General features: G+C 50.1%; 17 protein-coding genes, 17 tRNA genes and 1 rRNA gene. 4 read left to right on the forward strand and 31 right to left on the reverse strand.

The genetic code is table 11. The annotated features are described in order from the left end of the window. Window positions 1-93 precede the first annotated feature (93 nt). From nagZ to J2X75_RS22965, 7 genes are all read right to left on the reverse strand, one after another. Complete coding sequence (nagZ, locus tag J2X75_RS22935) at window positions 94-1,809, reverse strand: beta-N-acetylhexosaminidase (RefSeq protein WP_310340398.1); 1,716 nt, start codon at window positions 1,807-1,809, stop codon at window positions 94-96. Window positions 1,810-1,844: 35 nt separating this feature from the next. Next, the gene (locus J2X75_RS22940; protein WP_310340401.1) at window positions 1,845-3,041 is read right to left on the reverse strand and encodes an exo-beta-N-acetylmuramidase NamZ family protein; all 1,197 of its coding nucleotides are present in this window, start codon (window positions 3,039-3,041) and stop codon (window positions 1,845-1,847) included. Continuing rightward, entirely contained in the window at window positions 3,041-3,751 is a 711-nt protein-coding gene (locus tag J2X75_RS22945) for a hypothetical protein (protein ID WP_310340405.1), read from the reverse strand. Before J2X75_RS22945 ends, J2X75_RS22940 begins: the two co-directional genes overlap by 1 nt. Window positions 3,752-3,800: 49 nt before the next feature. Then, window positions 3,801-4,910 carry an ABC transporter ATP-binding protein gene (locus J2X75_RS22950; protein ID WP_017691095.1) on the reverse strand — a complete coding sequence of 370 codons (1,110 nt, stop codon included), beginning with the start codon at window positions 4,908-4,910 and terminating at the stop codon, window positions 3,801-3,803. A gap of 49 nt (window positions 4,911-4,959) precedes the next feature. After that, a complete protein-coding gene (locus J2X75_RS22955; RefSeq protein WP_017691096.1) occupies window positions 4,960-5,793 on the reverse strand; it encodes a carbohydrate ABC transporter permease in 834 nt (277 codons plus the stop codon). Between the two features lie 222 nt (window positions 5,794-6,015). Beyond that, window positions 6,016-6,939 (reverse strand): carbohydrate ABC transporter permease, encoded by a 924-nt coding sequence (locus tag J2X75_RS22960; RefSeq protein ID WP_307540527.1) that lies wholly within the window; start codon window positions 6,937-6,939, stop codon window positions 6,016-6,018. 54 nt (window positions 6,940-6,993) lie between these two features. Continuing rightward, window positions 6,994-8,346 (reverse strand): ABC transporter substrate-binding protein, encoded by a 1,353-nt coding sequence (locus tag J2X75_RS22965; protein ID WP_310340414.1) that lies wholly within the window; start codon window positions 8,344-8,346, stop codon window positions 6,994-6,996. A gap of 360 nt (window positions 8,347-8,706) precedes the next feature. Here J2X75_RS22965 and J2X75_RS22970 point away from each other — a divergent pair, with 360 nt between their 5' ends. Both J2X75_RS22970 and murQ read left to right on the forward strand, forming a co-directional pair. Continuing rightward, window positions 8,707-9,669, forward strand: a complete 963-nt coding sequence (locus J2X75_RS22970; RefSeq protein ID WP_310340417.1) for an N-acetylglucosamine kinase — start codon at window positions 8,707-8,709, stop codon at window positions 9,667-9,669. Window positions 9,670-9,691: 22 nt separating this feature from the next. Further along, window positions 9,692-10,597 (forward strand): N-acetylmuramic acid 6-phosphate etherase, encoded by a 906-nt coding sequence (gene murQ / locus J2X75_RS22975; protein WP_310340420.1) that lies wholly within the window; start codon window positions 9,692-9,694, stop codon window positions 10,595-10,597. 147 nt (window positions 10,598-10,744) lie between these two features. On the opposite strand, the gene J2X75_RS22980 is transcribed toward murQ, so the two are convergent. From J2X75_RS22980 to J2X75_RS23005, 6 genes are all read right to left on the reverse strand, one after another. Continuing rightward, a complete protein-coding gene (locus J2X75_RS22980; protein WP_036616797.1) occupies window positions 10,745-11,584 on the reverse strand; it encodes a MurR/RpiR family transcriptional regulator in 840 nt (279 codons plus the stop codon). A gap of 125 nt (window positions 11,585-11,709) precedes the next feature. Further along, window positions 11,710-12,939 carry an anhydro-N-acetylmuramic acid kinase gene (locus J2X75_RS22985; RefSeq protein ID WP_310340422.1) on the reverse strand — a complete coding sequence of 410 codons (1,230 nt, stop codon included), beginning with the start codon at window positions 12,937-12,939 and terminating at the stop codon, window positions 11,710-11,712. Between the two features lie 228 nt (window positions 12,940-13,167). Continuing rightward, the gene (locus J2X75_RS22990) at window positions 13,168-14,802 is read right to left on the reverse strand and encodes an MBL fold metallo-hydrolase (RefSeq protein ID WP_310340424.1); all 1,635 of its coding nucleotides are present in this window, start codon (window positions 14,800-14,802) and stop codon (window positions 13,168-13,170) included. Further along, window positions 14,799-16,484 carry an ABC transporter permease gene (locus J2X75_RS22995; RefSeq protein WP_310340427.1) on the reverse strand — a complete coding sequence of 562 codons (1,686 nt, stop codon included), beginning with the start codon at window positions 16,482-16,484 and terminating at the stop codon, window positions 14,799-14,801. Before J2X75_RS22995 ends, J2X75_RS22990 begins: the two co-directional genes overlap by 4 nt. A 73-nt stretch (window positions 16,485-16,557) precedes the next feature. Continuing rightward, window positions 16,558-17,631 carry an ABC transporter substrate-binding protein gene (locus J2X75_RS23000; RefSeq protein WP_036673000.1) on the reverse strand — a complete coding sequence of 358 codons (1,074 nt, stop codon included), beginning with the start codon at window positions 17,629-17,631 and terminating at the stop codon, window positions 16,558-16,560. 73 nt (window positions 17,632-17,704) lie between these two features. Next, a complete protein-coding gene (locus tag J2X75_RS23005) occupies window positions 17,705-18,721 on the reverse strand; it encodes an ABC transporter ATP-binding protein (RefSeq protein ID WP_310340431.1) in 1,017 nt (338 codons plus the stop codon). A gap of 394 nt (window positions 18,722-19,115) precedes the next feature. Here J2X75_RS23005 and J2X75_RS23010 point away from each other — a divergent pair, with 394 nt between their 5' ends. Together J2X75_RS23010 and J2X75_RS23015 are read left to right on the forward strand one after the other, a co-directional pair. Next, complete coding sequence (locus J2X75_RS23010; RefSeq protein ID WP_310340433.1) at window positions 19,116-20,042, forward strand: LysR family transcriptional regulator; 927 nt, start codon at window positions 19,116-19,118, stop codon at window positions 20,040-20,042. A gap of 128 nt (window positions 20,043-20,170) precedes the next feature. Further along, on the forward strand, window positions 20,171-21,031 hold the full coding sequence (locus J2X75_RS23015) for a hypothetical protein (protein ID WP_310340436.1): 861 nt from the start codon (window positions 20,171-20,173) through the stop codon (window positions 21,029-21,031). A 272-nt stretch (window positions 21,032-21,303) separates the two neighbouring features. On the opposite strand, the gene J2X75_RS23020 is transcribed toward J2X75_RS23015, so the two are convergent. From J2X75_RS23020 to rrf, 18 genes are all read right to left on the reverse strand, one after another. Beyond that, window positions 21,304-21,374, reverse strand: a tRNA-Gly gene (locus J2X75_RS23020). A 13-nt stretch (window positions 21,375-21,387) separates the two neighbouring features. Continuing rightward, a tRNA-Pro gene (locus tag J2X75_RS23025) sits at window positions 21,388-21,461 on the reverse strand. Window positions 21,462-21,477: 16 nt separating this feature from the next. Further along, a tRNA-Arg gene (locus tag J2X75_RS23030) sits at window positions 21,478-21,554 on the reverse strand. 6 nt (window positions 21,555-21,560) lie between these two features. Then, window positions 21,561-21,635, reverse strand: a tRNA-Gly gene (locus J2X75_RS23035). A gap of 8 nt (window positions 21,636-21,643) precedes the next feature. Beyond that, a tRNA-Leu gene (locus J2X75_RS23040) sits at window positions 21,644-21,731 on the reverse strand. 9 nt (window positions 21,732-21,740) lie between these two features. Beyond that, a tRNA-Lys gene (locus J2X75_RS23045) sits at window positions 21,741-21,816 on the reverse strand. 9 nt (window positions 21,817-21,825) lie between these two features. Continuing rightward, window positions 21,826-21,900: transfer RNA gene (locus tag J2X75_RS23050), tRNA-Gln, on the reverse strand. An 11-nt stretch (window positions 21,901-21,911) separates the two neighbouring features. Next, a tRNA-His gene (locus J2X75_RS23055) sits at window positions 21,912-21,987 on the reverse strand. A 97-nt stretch (window positions 21,988-22,084) separates the two neighbouring features. Next, window positions 22,085-22,160 (reverse strand) — tRNA-Thr (locus tag J2X75_RS23060). A 23-nt stretch (window positions 22,161-22,183) separates the two neighbouring features. After that, window positions 22,184-22,261 (reverse strand) — tRNA-Asp (locus J2X75_RS23065). Window positions 22,262-22,287: 26 nt separating this feature from the next. Beyond that, window positions 22,288-22,361: transfer RNA gene (locus tag J2X75_RS23070), tRNA-Met, on the reverse strand. Window positions 22,362-22,378: 17 nt separating this feature from the next. Next, window positions 22,379-22,454 (reverse strand) — tRNA-Val (locus J2X75_RS23075). 6 nt (window positions 22,455-22,460) lie between these two features. Beyond that, window positions 22,461-22,532, reverse strand: a tRNA-Glu gene (locus J2X75_RS23080). Between the two features lie 17 nt (window positions 22,533-22,549). Then, a tRNA-Ser gene (locus J2X75_RS23085) sits at window positions 22,550-22,641 on the reverse strand. A 3-nt stretch (window positions 22,642-22,644) separates the two neighbouring features. After that, window positions 22,645-22,720, reverse strand: a tRNA-Asn gene (locus tag J2X75_RS23090). A 1-nt stretch (window position 22,721) separates the two neighbouring features. Beyond that, a tRNA-Ala gene (locus tag J2X75_RS23095) sits at window positions 22,722-22,797 on the reverse strand. A gap of 33 nt (window positions 22,798-22,830) precedes the next feature. Next, a tRNA-Ile gene (locus J2X75_RS23100) sits at window positions 22,831-22,904 on the reverse strand. A gap of 59 nt (window positions 22,905-22,963) precedes the next feature. Continuing rightward, window positions 22,964-23,056, reverse strand: a 5S ribosomal RNA gene (gene rrf, locus J2X75_RS23105); the annotation flags it as partial.

Below are 23,056 nucleotides of genomic sequence, written 5' to 3' on the forward strand. Positions count from 1 at the left end.
ATTTTAACGACTCACATTTCCGTTTCGCTCAACCCACAATCCATCTCTTCTCCATCCTGCAAAAGGCAGATGTACTCATATTCTTATCACTGCCTAGGAGACATCCGCTCTTTCATCATCTGTCTGCTTTAATGTTACAGGAAGTTTCCCCGCAAAAGGAATGCGCCCCATCAGCGCCTGAGCGACGCTATCCATGGCAAGTGGCCGGCTCTCGTAAGCTGCTACATAGACCTGGGCATCCGGAAGCGCCAGCAGATCATAGGGGCTTCGCAATGCCACAACAGCCAGTGGTTTACCCAATTGCTGTATCCAACCAATCAGCCTGCACTGTGGATCGCCGGAGGGACTTCCCGCATTGTAGGTTCCCACCACAATCTGCCGAATGTCATCTGCTTCCGCTGCCTGAAGCAGACGTGCGGAACGAATGGTGACTTCCTCGGGCGTGACCGTCAGATCGACAACATCCAGACCATAAATGGATAAGGCTGAGCCCAAGGTGAACGTCTGAGCCAGCTGTTCGTCGGCAATTGTCGTCACGGACGTGGCAACCGTTATGACCAGCGTGCGTTCCGGCTTCAAAGGCAGCATATTCAGCTGATCGCGCACCAGTGTGATACTATTCTCGCTAATACGGCGGGCAACCTCTTGGTGTAAAGAACTGTTGCGCTCCGACCAACTGGACAGAGCAGGAGTGTTTGATGCCTTTGGCAATGATGCATTCGATACTACAATATTCACTTCATCATCACTTGCGCCGCCCATTCCACTCTCCAGTAAACCACGCTTCGCCTTGTACATCAGCAAGCGATTCACCGACTCATCAATACGTCTCTCGCTAATCCGCCCGCTCCTCACAGCTGCTAACAATGCTTCAAATGCTTCTGCCTGAAGCTTGGCCGTATGGCTAATTAACACCAGATCCGCTCCGGCCTCTACAGCCATCACAGCTGCATCGACAGTGCCATAGTTCACAGCAATGGCATCCATCTCCATGCAATCTGTCACGATCATGCCCTCATAACCCAGTTCCTGGCGAAGCAGACCGCTTAATACAGTATGCGATAGCGTTACGGGCAGACGCTCTGGTTCCAGTGCAGGGAAATAGATATGCGCCGACATCATGGCATCGACACCTTCGGCGATAGCGGCTCGGAATGGAATCAACTCCAGGCGCTCTACCCGTTCACGGTCATGAGTGATGATCGGGAGGTCCAGATGGGAATCGGTATCCGTATCCCCATGCCCCGGGAAATGCTTGGCTGTCGCTGCAATCCCAGCGTCCTGTATTCCCGCAATGGTCCTGGCCCCATATTCTGCAACCGATTGTGGAGATTCGCCAAATGATCGTACACCGATGACCGGATTGGCGGCGTTATTGTTCACATCCAATACCGGAGCAAAGTTCATGTTAATGCCCATGGACTTCAGCTCCAACCCACTGATATATGCCGCCTGATATGCATCGTCAATGGAACCGGCAGCGGCAATGGCCATTGGTCCAGGCATCAAGGCGATCCCTTCGGTGATTCGAGCAACCATGCCGCCCTCCTGATCAATGGAGATCCAGAGCGGCACATTACCACTGCTTTTGGCAATCTGCTGTAACCCTGACGATAACCGCTCTATCTGCTCTGGCGACTCAACGTTGCGAGCAAAGTAGATTACGCCACCGATTGGATACTTTCGGAGAAAGGATTCCACATCGCCAACAGCTTCGGTGCCATGAAAGCCACAAAGCAGCATTTGCCCAACTTTCTCACGCAAAGTCATCTGTTTCAGCCTCGACTGGTATAACTCTTTTTTGCCCACTCATTTCATGCCTCCCTCCGCTAACAAACATCCGTTCATTCATATAACAAAAACGGCTTTCGCTGCTCCTTCCATTCCGCTGCCTGTACATTCCACGCATCCATTAAACGAATGAATTCCGTACGGTCATGAATGGTTTCCCTAACTGCCTTCCCCCCTGCCAGCAGGTCGATAAAGTACCTCGAACCCGGCTCTGGTGGCTCCAGCCAGCAGAATTGCTCCGGATAGAGTGAAACCAGTTCATGCAATAGCACTAGCCCCGTCTCTACCGCCCGGAATTTCCTGCTGTCCGTTACAAAGATCCTTACGCCGCCACACAGCTCACCTGCATGTTTGGAGAATGTTGGCGACATGTACACCGGATGCACATGCACACCTTCCAGCTTGTATTCCCGAAATCGTTCCGCCAAACGCTCACCCTCAACCCAGGGTGCCCCAATCCACTCGAATGGGCGGGTCGTGCCCCTGCCCTCCGATACATTAGTGCCTTCGAACAGGCATGTGCCCGCATATACCTGCACGCTATCCAGCGTAGGCATATTGGGGGAGGGCAACATCCAGGGAAGCTGACAATCCGTGAACCTCATGGAACGCTGCCATCCTTCCATGGCAACCACGTCCAATTCGCAAGGTACATCCATCTCGCTGTTGACCATCAGGGCGAGTTCACCTACCGTCAATCCGGTACGTACAGGTACACGCCAAGCGCCAACGAGTGATTCATATCCCGCGTTCAGCACACCGCCTTCCACAACGTTTCCACCCAGCGGATTGGGACGGTCCAGAATCAGCATACGTTTGCCTGCTCCAGCACAGACATCCATCATATGGAACAGGGTTGAGGCATACGTGTAATAGCGGATACCCACATCCTGAATGTCGAACAGCACCGTATCCACTCCAGCCAGCATTGCAGGCGTAGGTTTCTTGTAATCTCCATACAGGCTGAACACCGGTATGTCCAGACGTGGATGAAGCATGTCTCCGAATCTGACACCCGCCTGAAGCTCTCCACACAGTCCGTGCTCACAGGCATAGAGCGCTGTAAGCTTGGCATTAGCCAGTCCGGCGCACACATCTATTGTCGACACAAAATCCGCTGTAATACCAGTCGGGTTTGTAATTAGACCGATTCGATTACCCGTTATCCATGGATGCGATAACCCTCTGGACAGAAGGTCAACTCCCGTTTTTACAGCCGGGATCTGCTCGGTCCCATTCAACTGACCCATCACACATTCCCCTGGCTGATCCAGCCTGTATGCTGGTGATCATTACCGCCTGTTACGACAGGCTCTTCTTCAGGCTCCAGCACATTAAGAGCAACCTTATGCTGATAGATGGCAAACATACCTCCAAACAGAGCTCCGAAACCAACGACAGTCAGCATCAGCAGAGCCGTCAGGCACATGGCCTGAAAACAAGCGCCCATCGTGTGCCCCGGGTGACGGAAGAACAGCTTTACACTTTCCCCCATCGCCTGAACGATGCCCATGTTTTTTTGTAAAACAAGCTGCCAGGTATAGAACTGTGACATCAGCGCCATGAGAACAAAGAACGTCTGGAATACACCCACTGCTGTACCTGTAATTCCACCCTGTCCACCGTAATACCACCAGGTTGACCATAGAATGAAGCCAAGCACCGCGAAAAGCACACCCACCGAACCTCCCGGGATTATTCCCTTCAATGTTCCGACCCAGATATCCTTAAGTCCATTGCGCCGTTCCTTACGTTCCAATCTGTGATGCACGGCATAACAAACACCGAACAGGATGGGCATATATATCAAGGCCAGAAGCAGCACCGCAATCGGTAGCGGAGCAAACATCAGAATGGGAACCAATACGATGGAGCTAACGACACTGTACAAGGCTACCGGAATAATATCCCGATAGATTTCTGCACCTGACTTGATCAACACTTCACTCAGCTTACGCATCTTCACCCTCCCCTTTCTAACCGTTCCTTCTTTCGCCAGGCCTCGTCTTTTATTCCCGTCCAATCGCAAGCTCCGTCTCTGGATCGAAAAAGTGAGCCTTACGCAAGTCCAGTACAAAATTTTTGTCCATACCTACATAAGCATGTGTTTCGGGGTGAACTTTAGCCGTAACGGTACGGGCACCGGAATGGAAATACACCAGATTCTCGGAGCCCAGATGTTCTACAACCTGAACTCGCGCCTGCAGCATATGGTCTGTCGGGATATTCGGAGCGACATCGTCACCAAAAATATGCTCTGGGCGCAGACCCATAATCACCGGCTTGCCTTGATGGCTCTGCAAACGAGCAAGTACATCGGCTGGCAAGGTGAATGAGGCTCCCTCGATGACAACCTGTGTACCTTCAATCCGCGCATCAATGAAGTTCATCGCCGGGGAACCAATAAATCCGGCAACAAACATATTCCGCGGACTCGCATACAGTTCCTTTGGTGAAGCCACCTGCTGAATGTCTCCATGATTCATAACCACGATGCGTTCCCCAAGTGTCATGGCTTCTACCTGATCATGCGTCACGTACACAATCGTGGCACCGAGACGTTTATGCAGCTCACCCAACTCCACCCGCATCTGTACCCGCAACTTGGCATCCAGATTGGACAGTGGTTCGTCGAATAAAAACACCTGCGGATCACGGACGATCGCCCGTCCTACCGCAACACGCTGACGCTGACCACCAGACAGCTCGCGTGGTTTGCGCTCCAGCATCGCTTCCAGTCCCAGAATGGAGGCCGCATTCTGCACCTGTTCATCAATATAGGACTTTGGCTTTTTCAGATTTTTCAGGCCAAAGGAAAGATTCTCACGGATGGTCATATGCGGATAGAGTGCATAATCCTGAAACACCATCGCGATATCCCGATCCTTCGGATGCAGATCGTTAACAAGCCGGTCACCGATCACAATATCACCGCTCGTTTGCTTTTCAAGTCCGGCAATCATCCGCAATGACGTTGTCTTGCCACAGCCCGAAGGACCCACAAACACTACGAATTCCTTATCTTCTATAACAAAGTCCGAGCCGGCCACAGCCGTGAACGTTCCTTTATGATCGTCTTTGAATTCTTTGCGCACTTGGCGAAACTCCACGCGTGCCATAGGTAGATCCCCCTTTACGTTGTCGCTTGTCCTGAACTAACAGTTCAACTTAACCTTTTACCGCACCAATCGTAATGCCCTGCAGGAAATAACGTTGCAGTGAGAAAAACAGAATGATCATGGGCAGCGCACCTATTGTTGCCCCTGCCATCATTGCGCCGAAGTCCGTTGATTCGGCAAATACAAACGAGGCCAGCCCCACCTGAATGGTACGCATCTCGTTGGAATTGGTAATGAGGAATGGCCAGAAGAATTCGTTCCACGAAGCGACAAACGTGAATATCGCCAGCACCGCGATTCCCGGCTTTGCCATCGGCAGAATGACTTTCCAGAAGATGCCGAACTCGCTGCATGCATCGATACGTGCCGCATGAATCAGCGATGTGGGCAGCGTAGACATGAACTGTTTCATCAAGAATATGTTCCCTACGCTAACGGCAGCAGGCAGAATAATGGCCGTATACGTATCTCCCAGGTCAAACACGTTGACCATCAGAATGTACAAAGGAATCAGCGTCACCTGCGCCGGGATCATCATTGTCCCAAGCAAAGTCCAGAATACCGCCTGACTCCCCGGAAACTTTAGTTTGGCGAACGCATATCCCGCCAGGGAGGCGAAGAATACATTCGTGACTGTCAGAATGATCGAGATGAGCAGCGAATTGTATAACCAGCGCCAGGCATCGGTTTTGGCAAAAAAGCGCTCATATGGTGATAACGACAACTGCTCCGGAATCATCTGTGGTTTAAACGAAGCCGACATCGCACTATCCTGCACCGAACCAACGAGCATCCAATACATCGGAATGACCGTCACCAGCGCCCAGACCACCAGCAGAATGGATGCAACAACAAGCAGTATCTTTTTCTGTGTTGATTTCATGGATTTCATTCACCCCCGGATGCTTAATGCAACATGCTCTAATCGTACGTGTTCAAAAAGGTCGGTTTTCAGTACCGAGAAGATGGGATGAGGCTAGAAATGGAGTAGCGGAGCGTAGGGAAAACTACGTGAGCAACGGACATTTCGGCTAAATTCCATATTCGATGCTGATGATGCCGCTAGGCATCCTTCGTAATCAAAAGCGGACTTTTTGAACTACATCTAATACTCAATATCGCTGGAGAAATATTTGAACTGTATGACGGAGATGACAATGATGATAATCGCCAGTACGAACGACTGAGCCGAAGCCAATCCGAACTCATAGAACTTGAATGCCGTCTCGTAGATCAGATAAGCGATTGTAGTTGTCGCAAAGTTTGGTCCACCTTGTGTCATCAAATATACCGAGATAAACACCTGGAAGGATGTAATCACACCTGTAACGAGCAGATACAGCGTCGTTGGTTTGAGCAGCGGCCATGTAATCTTGCTGAACTGGGTCCAGCCGCTGGCATGATCAATATCCGCCGCTTCGTACAGCGATTTCGGAATACCGCCCATGGCTGCCAGATAGAGAATAATGCCCGCTCCGTGCGATCCAAGCCAGTTCATCAGAATGAGGGAAAAGAGTGCCGTTCCCGACTGGCCCAGCCAGATTACCGGGTCAAGGCCGAACAGACCGAGGAAACGGTTGAGCAGTCCTGAATCCGTCGGGTCAAAGATCGCCAGCCATACAATGGAGATGGTCACCCCGGAGGCTACCGCAGGCAGATACATGGTAGCTTTGAAAAATGTCTGCCATTTGCTTTTCATTTGATAGATGAAATAGGACAGTACAAATGTAATGAGAATATTGACCGGGACTGTGCCTACGGTAAAGATGAGTGTATTTTTAATCGACTTCCAGAACGTCTCATCCTTCACCAGTCGCTCGTAGTTGTCCAATCCAACCCACGTCGAATTCATAATGTTGTATTTCTGGAAGCTCATCACGAGAGCTGTTAGTACGGGATACAGTGTGAAAATGAGAAACAGCAGGACAGGCGCCAAAATAAACAAATACGCCCACCCGTAGTCCCGCCAAAACCGGGCAACCCGGGAAGTCCGGGGCACTGACGGTTTTGGCGCAAGGGCGGTCTGCATGGCGAATCCTCCTCTCCTAATCAGTGTGGTTTACGTTATGTTTGATTGTCCGAGTTATTGTCCAAACATCTGCTGGCCTTTGCTCTTGAAGTCTTCTGCGATCTGCTCCGGTGTTTTCTCACCCGAGAACAGCGCCTGGATGTTTGGCTTCACAACCTGTTCCTTAAATTGTTTTTGCTGAGATGCTTTGTCGATATCCAGTTCAAGCACTACCGGCATAGCGATATTCTCAGCCATGACTTTCGCAGCAGCCAGATTATCCGGTTGACCAAGCTCTTTTCCTTTAAACAGTTCCACTTGGGATTGTCTTACGAATGGGAGCGCCAGTTCATTGGCCGAGTTCCCTGCTTTGGCACCACTAAGCGCCTCCATCACCAGGAACGTATTTTTGGCATGCTGTTCACCTTTGTCCTTCTTCTGTTTGAAGGCTACATACCCTTCGCCACCCATTGTTGTGGCCGCAGGTTGATCATCATTATGCGGTACAGGCAACAGGACAAAATCAATCTTTTCCCCCTGCACCTTGCCATCATCGATGTCCTTGTTGCGGTTCTGAATCATCACATCATAATAAGGAATCGCTTTGGAGATGATCGCCGTTTCCCCTGCGTAGAACATATCCGTGCGTTTCGCTGGAGCGAGAGCCGCCGTTTCCTTCGGCATATACCCTTGATCCATCAGGTTTTTGATAAAAGAGAGGGTATCCAGAATGCGACCATCATTCCATTGGAACGTGCCGTCTTTATCAAGAACATCGATTATGCCGTTGTTCCGGGATAACATTTCAATGAAGTCAAGCGAAGTACCATCCGTAACCAACGCATACTGCTTAGCCCCGCCATCAAGCGTTTGGGTCAACTTGGCCGCGGCATCGTTGAATTCGGACCAGGTCCAGCCATTCTGCTGAATGGATTTCCAGTCAATGCCCGCTTCCTCCAGAATGCGTTTGTTCCCCCCCCAAGCCCATTGGAATTGATATAAAGTCAGTCCATACTGTTTCCCCTGAATCTGGCCTAACTCAAGCGTACCTGGCAGGTAGTCATCCTTGATCTCAGGTGAGAGGTAACTGTCCAATTCGAGCCCCAGCCCCGTATTCACATACGTACCATCTACACTGTGGAAATACAGATCCGGCGGGTTCCCGGCATTCAGAGCGACATCGAATTTTTTGGGGCCTTCCGCCCAGGAGAGCATTTCCGTCTTCACGGTAATGTTCGGGTGTTCTTTATTGAAATCAGAGATTAGATCCTTCAGTTCATCTTCATATGTGCCATGTACAGGATAGGTCCATACCGTTACCGTATCGTCAGCATTTGGGTCATCCGAAGTAGCCCCTCCGCTATTCCCACAGGCAGTAACCCAGACCATCATCAACAACATTGTCCATACCAGACCCTTCTTTTTCATCCCTTCATCTCCTTCGCATGTCGTCTTCCGATTCTTTCATTTGCCTAACCATGCTACCCCTTTGTGATCATTCAGCCTTCGAGCGCCATCCACCGATACATGCGGCAGTAAGGAAAAGCACCTCCCCTGTCGATTGGGCCTGCCAGTTACGCCAGCCTAAATCTCTTAAATGCAATATTAACGTCAACTTAGTTGACATTAACAGTATTAATTCCTTCCAAAATTGTAGATTGAGTTCATTATATGAGTTGTAAAATAAAAATTCAACATTATTTTTTATTATAAAATTTAATTTTACTTTTTATTTTCATGCTACTATACTATGTAAAAAGAAAACCCAAGCAAGCGAGGTGAGCCAGTTTGCGAGTATATGCAGGTATAGATGGAGGCGGTACCAATACTGATGCAGCAATCATTTCTGATTCTGGCGAAGTACTCGCCAGATTCCGTGGCGGACCCACCAATCCTCACAGCGTAGCTCCCGAACAGGCGATTTCAGAACTGTATCGGGTGCTCGATCAACTCTTTAACCTAAGAAATGATTTCTCGACAAAATGTGAAGGTATATGTCTAGGTATGTCAGGTATAGACACGATTCAAGAACGCCAAATGATTGTTGATGCAGTACATGACTATATGAAGAATCGACATTCGGAAGGATCAGGAGCCTGTTCAGTCCGGGTTGCATCGGAAGGTGAAATTGCGCTGATGGCCTCCCTAGGCCACACTCACGGTGTATTGTGCATCTCTGGAACAGGCTCCATCGTCTACGGCTTCACGCCAGAAGGAAAACAGTACCGCACAGGAGGTTGGGGGCATCTGCTTGGAGATGAAGGAAGTGGCTATCGAATCGGGCAACGGACGCTTCAAGCCATCATGCAGAGTCATGACGGCATTCTTCCTCCGACTCGGCTAACCCCGCTTCTTATCCAGAAGCTGAATCTTCAGAATTTACTGGAGCTAAAGGTACGGGTGTACCAGGCTGATTGGGGCAAAACCGAGACGGCATCCATCGCCCGTCTCACGATAGAAGCAGCCGAATCAGGCGATGAGGTTGCCCAGATGCTGATTATTGATGAAGCCGGGCAGTTGGCCAACACGGCTAAGGCACTGATTGCCCGCCATCATGTATTCGCATCTGCACAGGTTGTCCTGTCCGGATCACTGTTTCGTTACTCTGCGTTGTTCCGAGATACATTTATTCAGAGACTTTCGGAATATGGCGGAGAGCTGAGATTTGTATACCGGGAGGATGCTCCGTCTCCGGCGGTCGGTGCGGCACAGTTGGCAAGGCAGCGCTGTTTCCAGAATGGATCATTTTGAAAGAGATAAGGAGGCCATACGGATGAATCACATGCTTAACTCATTGATAACCGAACAACCGAATCCACTGACAGATCATATAGATGAACTTCCCTCGGCAGAAATTATGGAACTGATTAATAGCGAAGACCAACGAATTGCACAGTTAATTCAACCGCTCATTCCTGTCATTGCACAGGCTGCCGACCGGATTATAGACAGCTTTCAGTCAGGTGGCAGACTGTTCTATGTGGGTGCAGGTACCAGTGGAAGATTGGGGATTCTGGATGCTTCGGAGTGTCCACCTACCTACGGCACCCCGCCCTCCATGGTACAGGGTATTATTGCAGGTGGGTTCCGGGCAGTGAAGGACCCGGTGGAAGGTGCTGAAGATCGTGAGGAATTGGGAGCTGCGGATCTTGATGAACATGGCTTTGACGAGAACGATGTCGTGGTTGGCATTGCAGCCAGCGGACGAACACCTTATGTGCTGGGTGCGATGCGACACGCCAAGGAGATCGGCGCTACGGTGATTAGCCTGAGTAATAATGCGGGCACACCGATGGCCCTGGTGGCTGATGTGAGCATTGAGGCTGTCGTCGGCCCGGAGGTTGTCATGGGGTCAACACGGATGAAGGCAGGCAGTGCTCAGAAGATGATACTGAACATGCTCACCACAACCGCCATGATTCGTCTGGGCAAGGTTTACCGCAATTTCATGGTGGATCTGAACCCTTCCAACGAGAAGCTTGTCCATCGCGCCAAACGAATGATCCAGCTGGCAACAGGCGCAAGTGAAGCAGATATTGAGAAGGTATTTATCGCGGCTGGTGGGCATGTCAAAACGGCGATCGTCATGCTGATGGCAGATGTGGGCGCAACAGAAGCCCAGCACAAGCTTGATCTGGCTGATGGATTTGTCCGCAGCGCCATTGCGGGGCCTTCCTGAGACATACAGGGGGATTATTAGAGTTTGAAAGAGAGGAGTCCGACATTGGTCTGGGCTCTTTTTTTTATTTTTTTATTCTAAAAGCGGATATCATCCGTCAAAAAATCCCCTCCTGCATAAACAGAAAGGGATTCATATGGTTCTGCTTCACTTGTGCTCCAGAATAGCCTGTCGGCTCTTCTCCAAATACTCCACCGACTGGTTGTAGTCGCGGCTGGCAATCGCCAGATACAAAATGTCGATCACGTTCAGCTGTGCAATGCGTGACGAAGTTGCTCCGCTTCGGATATCACTTTCGGTGGAAGTAATCATCAGGGGCACATCCGCCATACTACTGAGTGTATTGCTGCCCCACTTGGTAATGCTGATTGTCGCTGCACCACCATCATGAGCATGCTTGAGACAGGAGATTACGTTCGAAGTCTCCCCTGAGTACGAGATACATACCACCGCATCATCCTCACGAAGCGTCGTTGCGGACGAAATCTGCATATGCGGATCGGCGAACGAAAAGCTTGTGCGATTGATTCGCATGAACTTGTAATGTGCATCCAGCGCAATCAGGTTGGAGGCCCCTACTCCATAGAAAAAGATCCGGTTTGCCTGATGAAGCACGTCCACGGCTTTTTCCACCAGACGTGGGTCCAGAATATGAACCGTATCCTTCACCGACTGAATATTATTTGCGGACACATGCTGAATAATGCTCTCCATGGAGTCCTGGGGACGAATCTCCGTATATTGATATGGCTCACTCGTCTGCAAATCTCCGGCAATCTTCAGCTTCAGCTCCTGAAAACCCGTTACACCCAGTGATTTGCAGAGACGGATAATGGCAGCTGGACTGCCTCCACTCCGTTCAGACAACTGGGCCACCGAGGATTGAACAGTTTCTTGCGGGTGATCGAGAATATAAGCTCCGATCTTCCGTTCGGACGGAGTTAAGTCATCCATTAATGCGCGTAAACGCACAAGTCCACCTTTCATGCCTTCCATTTGCTCCTCCTTTCCGTACTGCATTCATGTACAAGCATTTTATCTTATAATTCCACTCGCGTCTAATCGAATTCCTCGCCCTTCCATAACTGAACTCCAATTAAAGTCAGGCCTCACTAGAGTGTGAGATTGCCCGAGATTACGGCGTGTTTCGCGCCGGTTACTGCCGGAAGTGTATTGGTTCTTCCCATGAGTGCCTCATGGCCAAGTAGAGCAAATCCAATGGCTTCCCGAGCATCATCGGGTATACCATAATCTGCTGTTCGTTCCAAACGGATATCTTTCGGAAGTCTCTGACGGATCATCTCCATCAGCGTGGCATTGGAAGTGCCACCACCGCACGCGAGCATGGCCGATATTTGCACCTTGGGCAGGATAAAATCCTTCACTGCACGCACGATGGTCTCCGCGGTCAGACAGGTGGCAGTAGCCAGCGTATCTTCAAGGGATAAGGAACGCTCTGCGGCCATCTCCATCAGTCTCACTGCATACGTGGCTCCATATACTTCTCGCCCGGTACTTTTCGGCGGAAGTCTTTTGAAATATTCATCCTCCAAACACAGGTCTACCAGACCCTGATCGACCTTTCCCTGTGCGGCAATGCTTCCACTCGGATCATAATGCTGCCGCCCATCCGTTGCCTGCCGCACAATCGCATCCATCACCATATTACCCGGTCCCGTATCAAAAGCCGAAATACCTTCGGTAGATGACTCGGCTGGTAGCACCGTCACATTGCCAATGCCGCCGATATTCTGCACCAGCCGCCCTTCCGTCGGGTTGCGGAACATCAGAGCATCCGCATAAGGCGTAAGCGGGGCACCTTCCCCACCAGCCGCCATATCCCTTGCTCGCAGGTTGCCAATCACTGGCAGTCCTGTCCGTTCTCGAACGACAGCACATTCACCGATCTGCAATGTCGATACCACATCAATACTTGCTCCCGTTGGCCCTGGAAATGCAGATGCTACAGGAGCATGCCATACTGTCTGACCATGCATGCTAATCATATCCACCTGCTGCGTTGAGATACCGGCAGACTGCATCAGTTCCGTAACGCTATGCGCATACCACTCCGATACACCAAAATGCGCGGCTGTCAGCTCGTCGACACGAGCTGTTCCTGGTGAACATAACCGGATCAGTACGTCTCTCAATCCATTCGAATACGGCACACAGACGAAATCAACCAGCTCGATCTGCTGTAATGCCCCGCTCATATCGGTTTGAATACGCACCAATGCCGCGTCAGTTCCATCAATTGACGTTCCTGACATTAGTCCGATGACCAGATGCTCCTGCTTCAAACGATACTTCTCCCACATCGGATAGCTGCCTGTATCCATCCACTTCCAACCTCCTGCAAGACCCGATGATCACGTCATCTGCCAACATTTTACCCAGTATATGATATAAAATTTCACAAGTCAAACTTTATGTAAAATTAAATTACATCAGATAAAGGTTAACAACTCTCTTTGTATCTTTTCCTACTCTTTCCGATTTGAAGGCAAAAACGGTACGCCAAAACAGGCTCTCGCCCTCAGCGAAAACCTGTTCATTCTTACCCCCTTTTAAAAGGATAACTCATCTCCTGGAGACAACGCATAGATATCAGCTTCCTCAGATGAACCTTCATCAAGCAAACCTTGTCTCAACCGTTCCGTCTCCACAAGGTCAGTATGCACAAGGACCGTATGACGTGCCGAGATCCGGCCCAACATCTGCTCCACATCCCTCCACCCCTGATGAACTTTGTAACGCAATTTCCTAACTTCACATTCGCCATACTCTTCTGGATTTTTCAATAACTCATCGGCAAAAGTTCCGGCAGCAACATGCCCGGTGAGCAGAATCAGATTTTTTTCATCAGATGCCCATCTCTCATAGTACCAACGTGCAAGTGAGGACTGCATCATGCCGTCCGGTACAAACCATAGGGAAGCATGATGTTGTTCCAGCAACTGCAGACGCTCTTCCTCAGTAGATGTCTTTGCCCAACCTTCTCCGCTCAGAAAATGATCGATGCTGTCCGCAGGCAAACCTCCCCGAGTCCGCTCTCCCTTCCTGAGCCAATAGGGAACACGATGTAACTGAGTCATCCCATCCACCAGTTTCTGTTCCACTATAATAGGAATGTTCTGAAAACATTGCTGTGCCCACAGGATCATCTCCTGGCCACGGCCCACTGCAGGCATGGGTAATAACACCTTGCCTCCTCGAGTAATCGCACTGCTGATCGCGCTCTCCAGTTGTTGCAGTTTATCGGCCTGCGTATCCTGGTCCGTACCATAGGCAGCATCCACGATCGCCAGATCAAGCTTAACCTGGGATGAGTTAGACATGGATGCCATAGCTTCTATACTTTCTCTCATGTGCATTTGCTCAGTAAGGATGTTGCTGTGTATCACTGCAGATGAGCTTAGTGCTGTCTCTGATCCGGTAGATCCTGTAGCAGCAAGGGTCTGAGCATATACTGCTTTATCAACCAGCGTTTGTCCCATAGCTTGGCCCATTACCAACTCGCTGGCCTGTTCGCTGTTCACATCCGTTTTTGCATTGGGCGCGTTGGAGTTGGACATATCCTGAAGGCTTTGAATTGGGACAGGAACAGCCCATACGCGGCTATGGCGATTCAGGTCTGCTCGCCGAAATCCGTCGGCCACATCGTCATCCTGTAGAAGCATGGACTCGGACGTATAATCGCCGGAGTACAGAACTCGCTTGCCCTCCATCTCCAGACCAAACCAGACCGAACCCGCGAGATGCCCGCTACGCCCCCAGACTGCCGCTACCCCAGGTATAATTTCAAACCAATGGCCTCGCTCTGCTTCGTTCTCCAGGAACCTGTATCGAATACGCTGCTCGTCAGCTTTGTCATATGGTATTACATGTCCTGCTCGTTCCATGTTGCTGCGCCATGCCCGAAAATACGTACCCAGCTGCTCCCTCGTCTCCCTTGTCGTCCACACTTCACCCTGGTAGCCCATCTTATACAGCAGTGGGATGGCGACCGAATGATCCTCATGGGCGTGGGACAAGAGGACCGCGTCCAGTTGCGGGACAATCTCCGGGTCAATCAGCGGATACTGGCCTGCGCCTTCTTTTTTCACACCACAATCCAGCAAAAGGCAAAACCGGCTCCCGCTCAGGAGATAGGCAGAACGTCCATGTTCCCCTGCACCGCCCCATACGTTCAGTTTGATCATGATGCATTCCACTTTCTCTTTGAATTCAGCAGTTCGATTCCAAGCAGCATCAGCACTGTCATACCTACAGTTACAACGGCCATCGCCATTCCGAGGGATACCTGACCTTGTTCAAACTGCGCAAAAATATACGTAGCCGACGTCTGCATCGACGGTGGAAGAATCAACAACGAACCTACCAGCTCACGGGTAGCAATCGTAAAGGTCATCATCCAGCCCGCCAGCATGCCGGGCAGAATCAATGGGATCAGGATTCGCCGCAGAATATACAGCGGCTTTCCGCCAAACACTTGACCCGCCTGGAACAATGTTCCGTCAATCTGGGTAAAGCTCGATTTTACATACTGCACGGTGTAAGGCAAGAAGAGAACAACGTACGTGAGCACAACCATGCCGTAGGTGTTATACAACGTGACTGGCATCCAGGGTGAGTTCCAGAAGAGAATCAGACCTACCACCATCACGATACCCGGCACCGTATTAGGCAACAGACTGAACAAGTCAATCACACGCTGCATGAATGAAGATGATCTGCCGATCGCGAGCGCAAACCCCGTACCGATAATAACAGCAACGGTTGAAGCCGCGAGGGATAATCCCAGACTGTTCCCGATGGCCTTCATACTCACTGATCCCCAAGATAACAGCTCCTTGTAATGATCCAAGGTCAGATTATCAAAAGCAATTCCTGATCCCCGTAGCTTCATGGTCGAAGCCGCAATGATGGAGAAATACGGGATACCTACCGACAGGATCAACAGAATCGCAAGATACGCCCCACACAACCATCCTGCTCCGCCACGAAGAGAATATCGTTTCGAACGTTGCCCTTTGCCACCAACCAGACGATACGTGAACTTCCGGCTCATGGCAGACTGCATATACCACATCACCAGACAGACGGACAACAGCACCGATGCCAGCGAAGTCGCCTTGCCGAAATCAATCGGCCAACTGGAGATGTACTTATGAATTTCGGAGGTCATGACATAATAGCCAATCTTGCGCCCGAAGGTTGCCGGTGTTCCGAATTCCGCAATCGTTTTGACAAAGACCAGCATGATCCCCATGCCGTAAGACGACAACAACAGGGGTAAAATAATACGTCTAAAACGGTATCCTGCACGTGCACCGTGCACGGCTCCCGCTTCTTCCAGATTGCCACCGATGCGGATCAATGCATCTCGAAGCAGCAGATACAGGAATGGGAACAGGTGTAAGCTCATGATGAGCACCATGCCCCAGAAGCTGAAGAACAGCTCACTCCAGCCCGCAGATGAGGGCACCCACTGCTGGAGATATCCCCCTTTTTGCATAAACAGAATCCAGCCCATCGATCCGATATACGGCGGGGTCATGAACGGAATCATCAGAATTACATCGACCCAGCGATGCTCGCCCATCCGAGTCTTCGCCATCATCCAAGCCAGCGGCAGCGCCAGCAGCGTGGTTACCGCTACAACGCAGATGCCAAGCCAGACGGAATTCAGCAACACACCGGATAGATGATGACCTGTAATCGTGCGAATCGGAGCCATCCAGTCCCATTGTCCATCCGGATACACACTTTGCCAGAAGATCAGCAAGAGCGGCACGCCAATACTTATGGTCAGCAGAAAGAGGGCCAGAATCACGCCCACTCTCCGAAAAATTCGGTTATTGGCCGTTCCAACAGATTTCACTACGTTCACCTCACATGACTTTCCACAGACAGCAGGTATTCCTTTTGCCTAATTGTCTCTATACTTGTTCTTCTTACTTAAAAGTCTCGGAAAAACGTGCTGCTGTCTCTTCGCCATGTTCGCTCATCCAGTTCCAATCCACTTTAAGTTGTGGGATATCCTTCACATTGGCACGGTTAGTCGCTTCAATGTCTTCGCGGCCTGGGATCAGATAAGCATCTGCAACAAGCTTCTGTGCTTCATCGGACAATAGATAGTCAATGAACGCTTTAGCATTCTCTACATTTGGACTGGATTTCAGAATCGCTGCCGGTCTTGGGCTTATTACCGTTCCTTCCTCAGGATATACGATATCCAGTGGTTCGCCTTTTGCCTTGGAGGAATACGCCATGTAGTCCACACCTGCTGCTACGATGCTTTTGGCACCCGTAATGACCGGATCAAGTGCCTCCTGATTGGCACCTGCCATCGCTACACCATTGGCTTTATAGGCACTCAGCAGATCCCAACCTTTTTCACCGTTCGCGCTTAGGTAGCCTGTGATGAAGTCGAGTGCTGAACCTGATAATGTAGGGTCGGGAATGTTCACTGCATCTTTCCACGCAGGCGTAGCCAGTTCTGCCCAACTTGTTGGTGGTGTAGATACCAGTTTGGTGTTATACACAATCCCCAGTGCGGAAGCACTGCTGCTAAAATAGTTGCCCTCTGCATCCGACCAGTCCTTGTTCAGCTTGTCTGCATTGGCTGCTTCAGGGTATGGCATGGTCAGTCCATCGGCTTTCAGAGCCTGTGCGGAAGGTAAAGAGGCTAGGATTACAACGTCTGCAACCGGATTGGATTTCTCTGCTTCCATACGAGCCAGAATTTTGCCTGTCGTTCCCTGGAACATCTCGACTTCAATTCCCGTTTTGTCCGTAAATCCGCTCACGATGTTATCCGCCAGCTTCTGTGGACCAGCACTGTACAAGACAAGCTTGCCACCAGCCGGTTTCGTTGTTTCCGCCGCCGCTGCTGTGTTTCCTTCACCGGCGGGTTGTGCCGCGTTGCCTGTGGTCGAGTTCCCTGTGCTACATCCGAACAAACTGATACTCATTACCGCTGTTAATAACAGCATTGCGCTCTTTTTCCGTGTTTTCATACCCAACATATTCGTCCATCTCCCCTGGTTTCTTATAAAAAAATGTGTACTCCTGCTTACAACTGCGTGCTTGTTCACCAATTTAATATGCCACTGCGATCGCTTCGTTCTGCTTCATACTCGGGTGGTCATAACCGTCCATTCGGCATATCCGCTCAGGGGTTACATAGAGCTGCACCCGCTCCCCGACGCGCGCCCTTTGGTTCATATAGGCTGTCCATACGCCCAGCCCTTCCATCTGCACTCGTACTTCATAACGTTCACCTACATAGCTGACACTAAGTACCGTCCCCGGATAACACAGATCATCATGACCTGTTTTGTTCCAGGTGACATGCTCTGGTCGCACCATCGATTGATTAGGCGTGAGCCAGTTGGACTTTCCGATAAATGAAGCGACATACGGATCACTTGGCGCCGAGTAGATCGTTTCCGGGCTTCCCTTTTGCAATATCCGTCCCTTCTGCATCACCACAATCTCATCCGACATCGACATCGCCTCAATCTGATCATGTGTGACGTACAGCGCAGTCAGCCCCATATCCCGTACCAAGGACATCATCTCAATCCGCATCTCTTCCCGGAGTACAGCATCCAGTGCGCTCAGTGGCTCATCGAACAGGATCACACCAGGTCTGACCGCTACGGCTCTGGCAAAAGCAACCCGTTGCTGCTGTCCACCAGACAGCTGATGAGGATATCGATCTTCCATGCCTTGCAGGCGGACCATGCCAAGTGCTTCGTTCACCTTTTGCCGTAGATCGGATTTCTGTTTTCCGGCCTTCAGGCCAAACGCTACATTTTCGTATACGGTCATATGCGGCCATAATGCAAAATCCTGAAACACCATGCCCAGATTACGCTTGTGTGTCGGTATATCAATCCGCTTCGCCGCAGAGTAGATACACTGACCATCTGCACGAATCTCCCCCGCGTCCGGCTGTTCCAGCCCGGCCAACATGCGGAGCAGTGTTGTTTTGCCACAGCCCGACGGGCCGAGCAGTGTCGTGAACTTTCCATGTTCAAGCGTTAGATCTGTCGGCAGCAGTGCGGGTGTTTGATTAAATGATTTTTGAATTCCAGTTATCTCTAATTTCATAAGCATCCCTGCCTGTCTTCTGTTACTTGATCTCTTGCACTGTTTTCAGTCTAACGTCCGCTTTCGCGAGTTGTATGTCTTGTATGTAAAATTGGAATTAACTTTTTAGATGAATTCTGTTGATGTTCATAGATTAAATCTATAGTAGGTGAACTAATCATTTGCACGATAACGGAGAGGACAGAAAAAACCTGAAAAAGCGGAGCGTTCGCCTAAAAGCTTTCTGAAAGAAAGCTACATCGGAAGCATACGCTATCACCGGATTTTCCCTTGAGAAAGGGAATCAAAAAATTTGGGGATAACAGCGATTTGAAGGTTGTTCTGTCATCGTAGTGTCTGTGTAAATAATCTTTAGTTCGATTTATAAAGTAGAAGTGAGAGGAGTGCTGGGACATTGAATCTGATCAAATTGCAAATTGTTGAGCTGATCGACAAGCATCATCACATGACAAGCGTGGCCGAGTTACTGGGGATCAAGCAACCTACAGTTACATTTCATATGAAGTCGTTGGAGGAAGAGATGGGCGTACGATTATTCGAATCGCGCAGCGGGAAGACCTTTCTAACCGAGGCAGGACAAGCCCTGCTCCACTATTCCGTCAAAATCAATGCTCTGACCCAAGAGGCAAGGCGGGTAGTAAAGGAATATGACAGTCTATATCGGGGCACTCTGCACATTGGGGCAAGCTATGTACCGGCTACATATCTGTTGCCCACCATACTCAACACCTTTTCGCAGGAATTCCCGGGCATACGTATCGTCCTATCCGTCAAACCATCACCTGTTATTCGCGAGATGCTGATTCGGCATCAGATTGATCTGGGGGTGATCTCTTCCGAGCCATTTGTTGGACCCGCCCTGCAAGCTGAGACGCTGTGTAAAGACGACTTAGTATTGATCTGTTCTCCGCAGCATGGTTTGGCCCAGAAGGATGCATTAACACCCGATCATATCGCGCAGATTCCTTTTGCCTTACATGGCAATGAATCCAGTACTCGACGGTTAACCAATCAATGGCTTGCGCAACATGACATTCGTTTGCGGAGCACCGTGGAGATGGATTCCCTGGAAGCGATCAAACAGCTCGTGTTAATCGGGGGGCATGTCTCATTCATGTCTCGGATGGCGGTACAGTGGGAGGAACAGCTGGGGCTCATTCAGGTTCTTCCCATTCCCGGAGAGCAAGCGCCGCGCCATATCTATACGGTACATAACAAGGACCGCCACCCTTCAGTTCAGGTAAACCGCTTCAAAGAAGTGCTGCGAGAGGTGAGTCAAGGCTTCCCCCTTTCTATGGCTGATTGCCCTGATCCGCTATAAACTATCGTTTGCCATTCATCAAATCTATGCAGGGTTAACGCAATGTGCGCTCCCCGTTAATCGCTTTCAGATACTCGGGCGATAAAGTGGGATCTGTACGTTAATCCAGATTAGGAGAGTGATTGGTTTTGAAAAAGTGGAAAAAGGTAACCGCCTCATTGATGCTGAGCATCGTAACATTGGGAAGTGGAATGACATTTCTGGGAGCACCCCAGGCTTCAGCTGCTGCCAATGCCGTTCCTGCTTATGAAGTAAAGTTTCTGGCCAAGCCGGAACTTGTATTGAATACAGATGGGACACCACGCAGTGAAGTGATTCAGACACTCGGCCTGAGTTCCACGCCAAGAAACATTAACGTAGAGTACTTTGACACCAATGCTCTCGGATTGGATCAACAAGGATGGAACGTTCGTTTTCGCAAAAAGGATGACAAGAATAACTACGAATTGACTTATAAAAAGCGCTACCCTGTAATCAATGGCGACATCAATGGTGCGCTGACCCTGGCTAACCAAGAGGGATTTGATCAATCGGATGATAATTACGAGGCTGAAATCGATTGGGGATATGGCAAACAAACCTTGAGCTTCTCCAACACCAAAAAAGTCGATACCAAGGCAACAGGTGTTCAGCTTCCTTCGGAGCAAGAAGCCTTGAACATGTTACTGGACAAGCTTCCGGGCAAATTGAAAAACTGGACTTCCTCCAACTGGGGCAAGCAGCAACTGACTCAATCCCGTGCATATGGTCCGATCACATTCCAACGATATGAAGGTACATGGAATGGACAAGAACTTACACTCGAAGTATGGCCAATCCGTGACGCAGCAGGTACAGGTATTGAGAATGTCGTAGAGGTCTCTTTCAAAAACGATGATGCTGTAGCCGTATCCGGACTCCGTATCCAACTGCTGCAATTGCTGGAGAACAACAACTGGCTGATTCCTGCCGATGGCTTGAAAACACAGACCATTCTGGAAAGATATTAATCGCAAGCTTTAATAAAAAAGACAAGCCCCTCTTCCTGCGTACATCGTAGGAGAGGAGCCTGTCTTTTTTTGCGTAGAGAACGAATTAAAATCAGTTAATTAAGAAATTCTACGTTTATCAACAGTTGAGATTTTTGCTTATCTACTTCATCTGTTCATCTCGAGTTGTCTACTCACATTAAACTCTGATTTTCAGAAAATCACCTCTTCTTATAGGTGAAAACAAAAAAAGCCCTTGCTATAAGCAAAGGCTCTTCTGTATGTTACTCGGAAGCGGGTGATGGGAATCGAACCCACGCTATTAGCTTGGAAGGCTAAAGTTCTACCATTGAACTACACCCGCAAAATAAAAAAAATCGGGATGACACGATTTGAACATGCGACCCCCTGGTCCCAAACCAGGTGCTCTACCAAGCTGAGCTACATCCCGATACTTATGAAAATAATGGCGCGCCCTGAGAGATTCGAACTCCCGGCCTTTTGATTCGTAGTCAAACGCTCTATCCAGCTGAGCTAAGGGCGCAAATATTGGAGCGGAAGACGGGAATCGAACCCGCGACCCTCGCCTTGGCAAGGCGATGCTCTACCGCTGAGCCACTTCCGCAAAACATATGGTGCGGTCGAGAGGACTCGAACCTCCACGGGGGGTTAGCCCACACGGACCTGAACCGTGCGCGTCTGCCAATTCCGCCACGACCGCAAAATATAATGGTGAGTCATGAAGGGCTCGAACCTTCGACACCCTGATTAAAAGTCAGGTGCTCTACCAACTGAGCTAATGACTCGTAATGAAATGGCTGGGGATATAGGATTTGAACCTATGCATGACGGAGTCAAAGTCCGTTGCCTTACCGCTTGGCTAATCCCCATTAAAAAATCATGGGGCGATCGAGGGGAATTGAACCCCCGAATGCCGGATCCACAAACCGGTGCGTTAACCACTTCGCCACGATCGCCATAGAGTAAGCCATTCATCCACTAAGAGTATCTTAGTATTAACAACTGCATCTATAATATACATTCTATCACAAATTCAGATGTAAATACTAAAAATGGTGCCGGCGAGAGGACTTGAACCCCCAACCTACTGATTACAAGTCAGTTGCTCTACCAGTTGAGCTACACCGGCACGGTGTATAATTTAATTAAAAATGGCGGAACCGACGGGATTCGAACCCGCGATCTCCTGCGTGACAGGCAGGCATGTTAGGCCAACTACACCACGGTTCCAGATCACTTTCTCAAGGAAAGTATAATTGCGGGGGCAGGATTTGAACCTGCGGCCTTCGGGTTATGAGCCCGACGAGCTACCGGGCTGCTCCACCCCGCGTCGTTATAGAAGTATTATGGTGGAGGCTGAGGGGATCGAACCCCCGACCCTCTGCTTGTAAGGCAGATGCTCTCCCAGCTGAGCTAAGCCTCCATATTATGACCCGTAGGGGATTCGAACCCCTGTTACCTCCGTGAAAGGGAGGTGTCTTAACCCCTTGACCAACGGGCCTTGCTAAAAAAATTATCTGGCGGAGAGAGAGGGATTCGAACCCTCGAGACGCTTGTGACGCCTACACGATTTCCAATCGTGCTCCTTCGGCCAGCTCGGACACCTCTCCATATGGCTCCCCGAACAGGGCTCGAACCTGTGACAACTCGATTAACAGTCGAGTGCTCTACCAACTGAGCTATCAGGGAATGGTGGAGCCAAGCGGGATCGAACCGCTGACCTCCTGCTTGCAAGGCAGGCGCTCTCCCAGCTGAGCTATGGCCCCATACACTGTGTATTTCTTGTTGTGGTCTTGCTATGGGCCCTGGTGGACTCGAACCACCGGCCTCACCCTTATCAGAGGTGCGCTCTAACCAACTGAGCTAAGGGCCCTAATATATATCCCTTATTCCTTGGCAAGGGGGGCAAAAAAAATACCCCAAAGGGAAATCGCTTGGCGGCGTCCTACTCTCCCAGGACCCTGCGGTCCAAGTACCATCGGCGCTAGAGGGCTTAACGGTCGTGTTCGGGATGGGTACGTGTGG

It is taken from the genome of Paenibacillus sp. 2003 (assembly GCF_031455635.1).
Lineage (GTDB): Bacteria > Bacillota > Bacilli > Paenibacillales > Paenibacillaceae > Paenibacillus > Paenibacillus amylolyticus_B.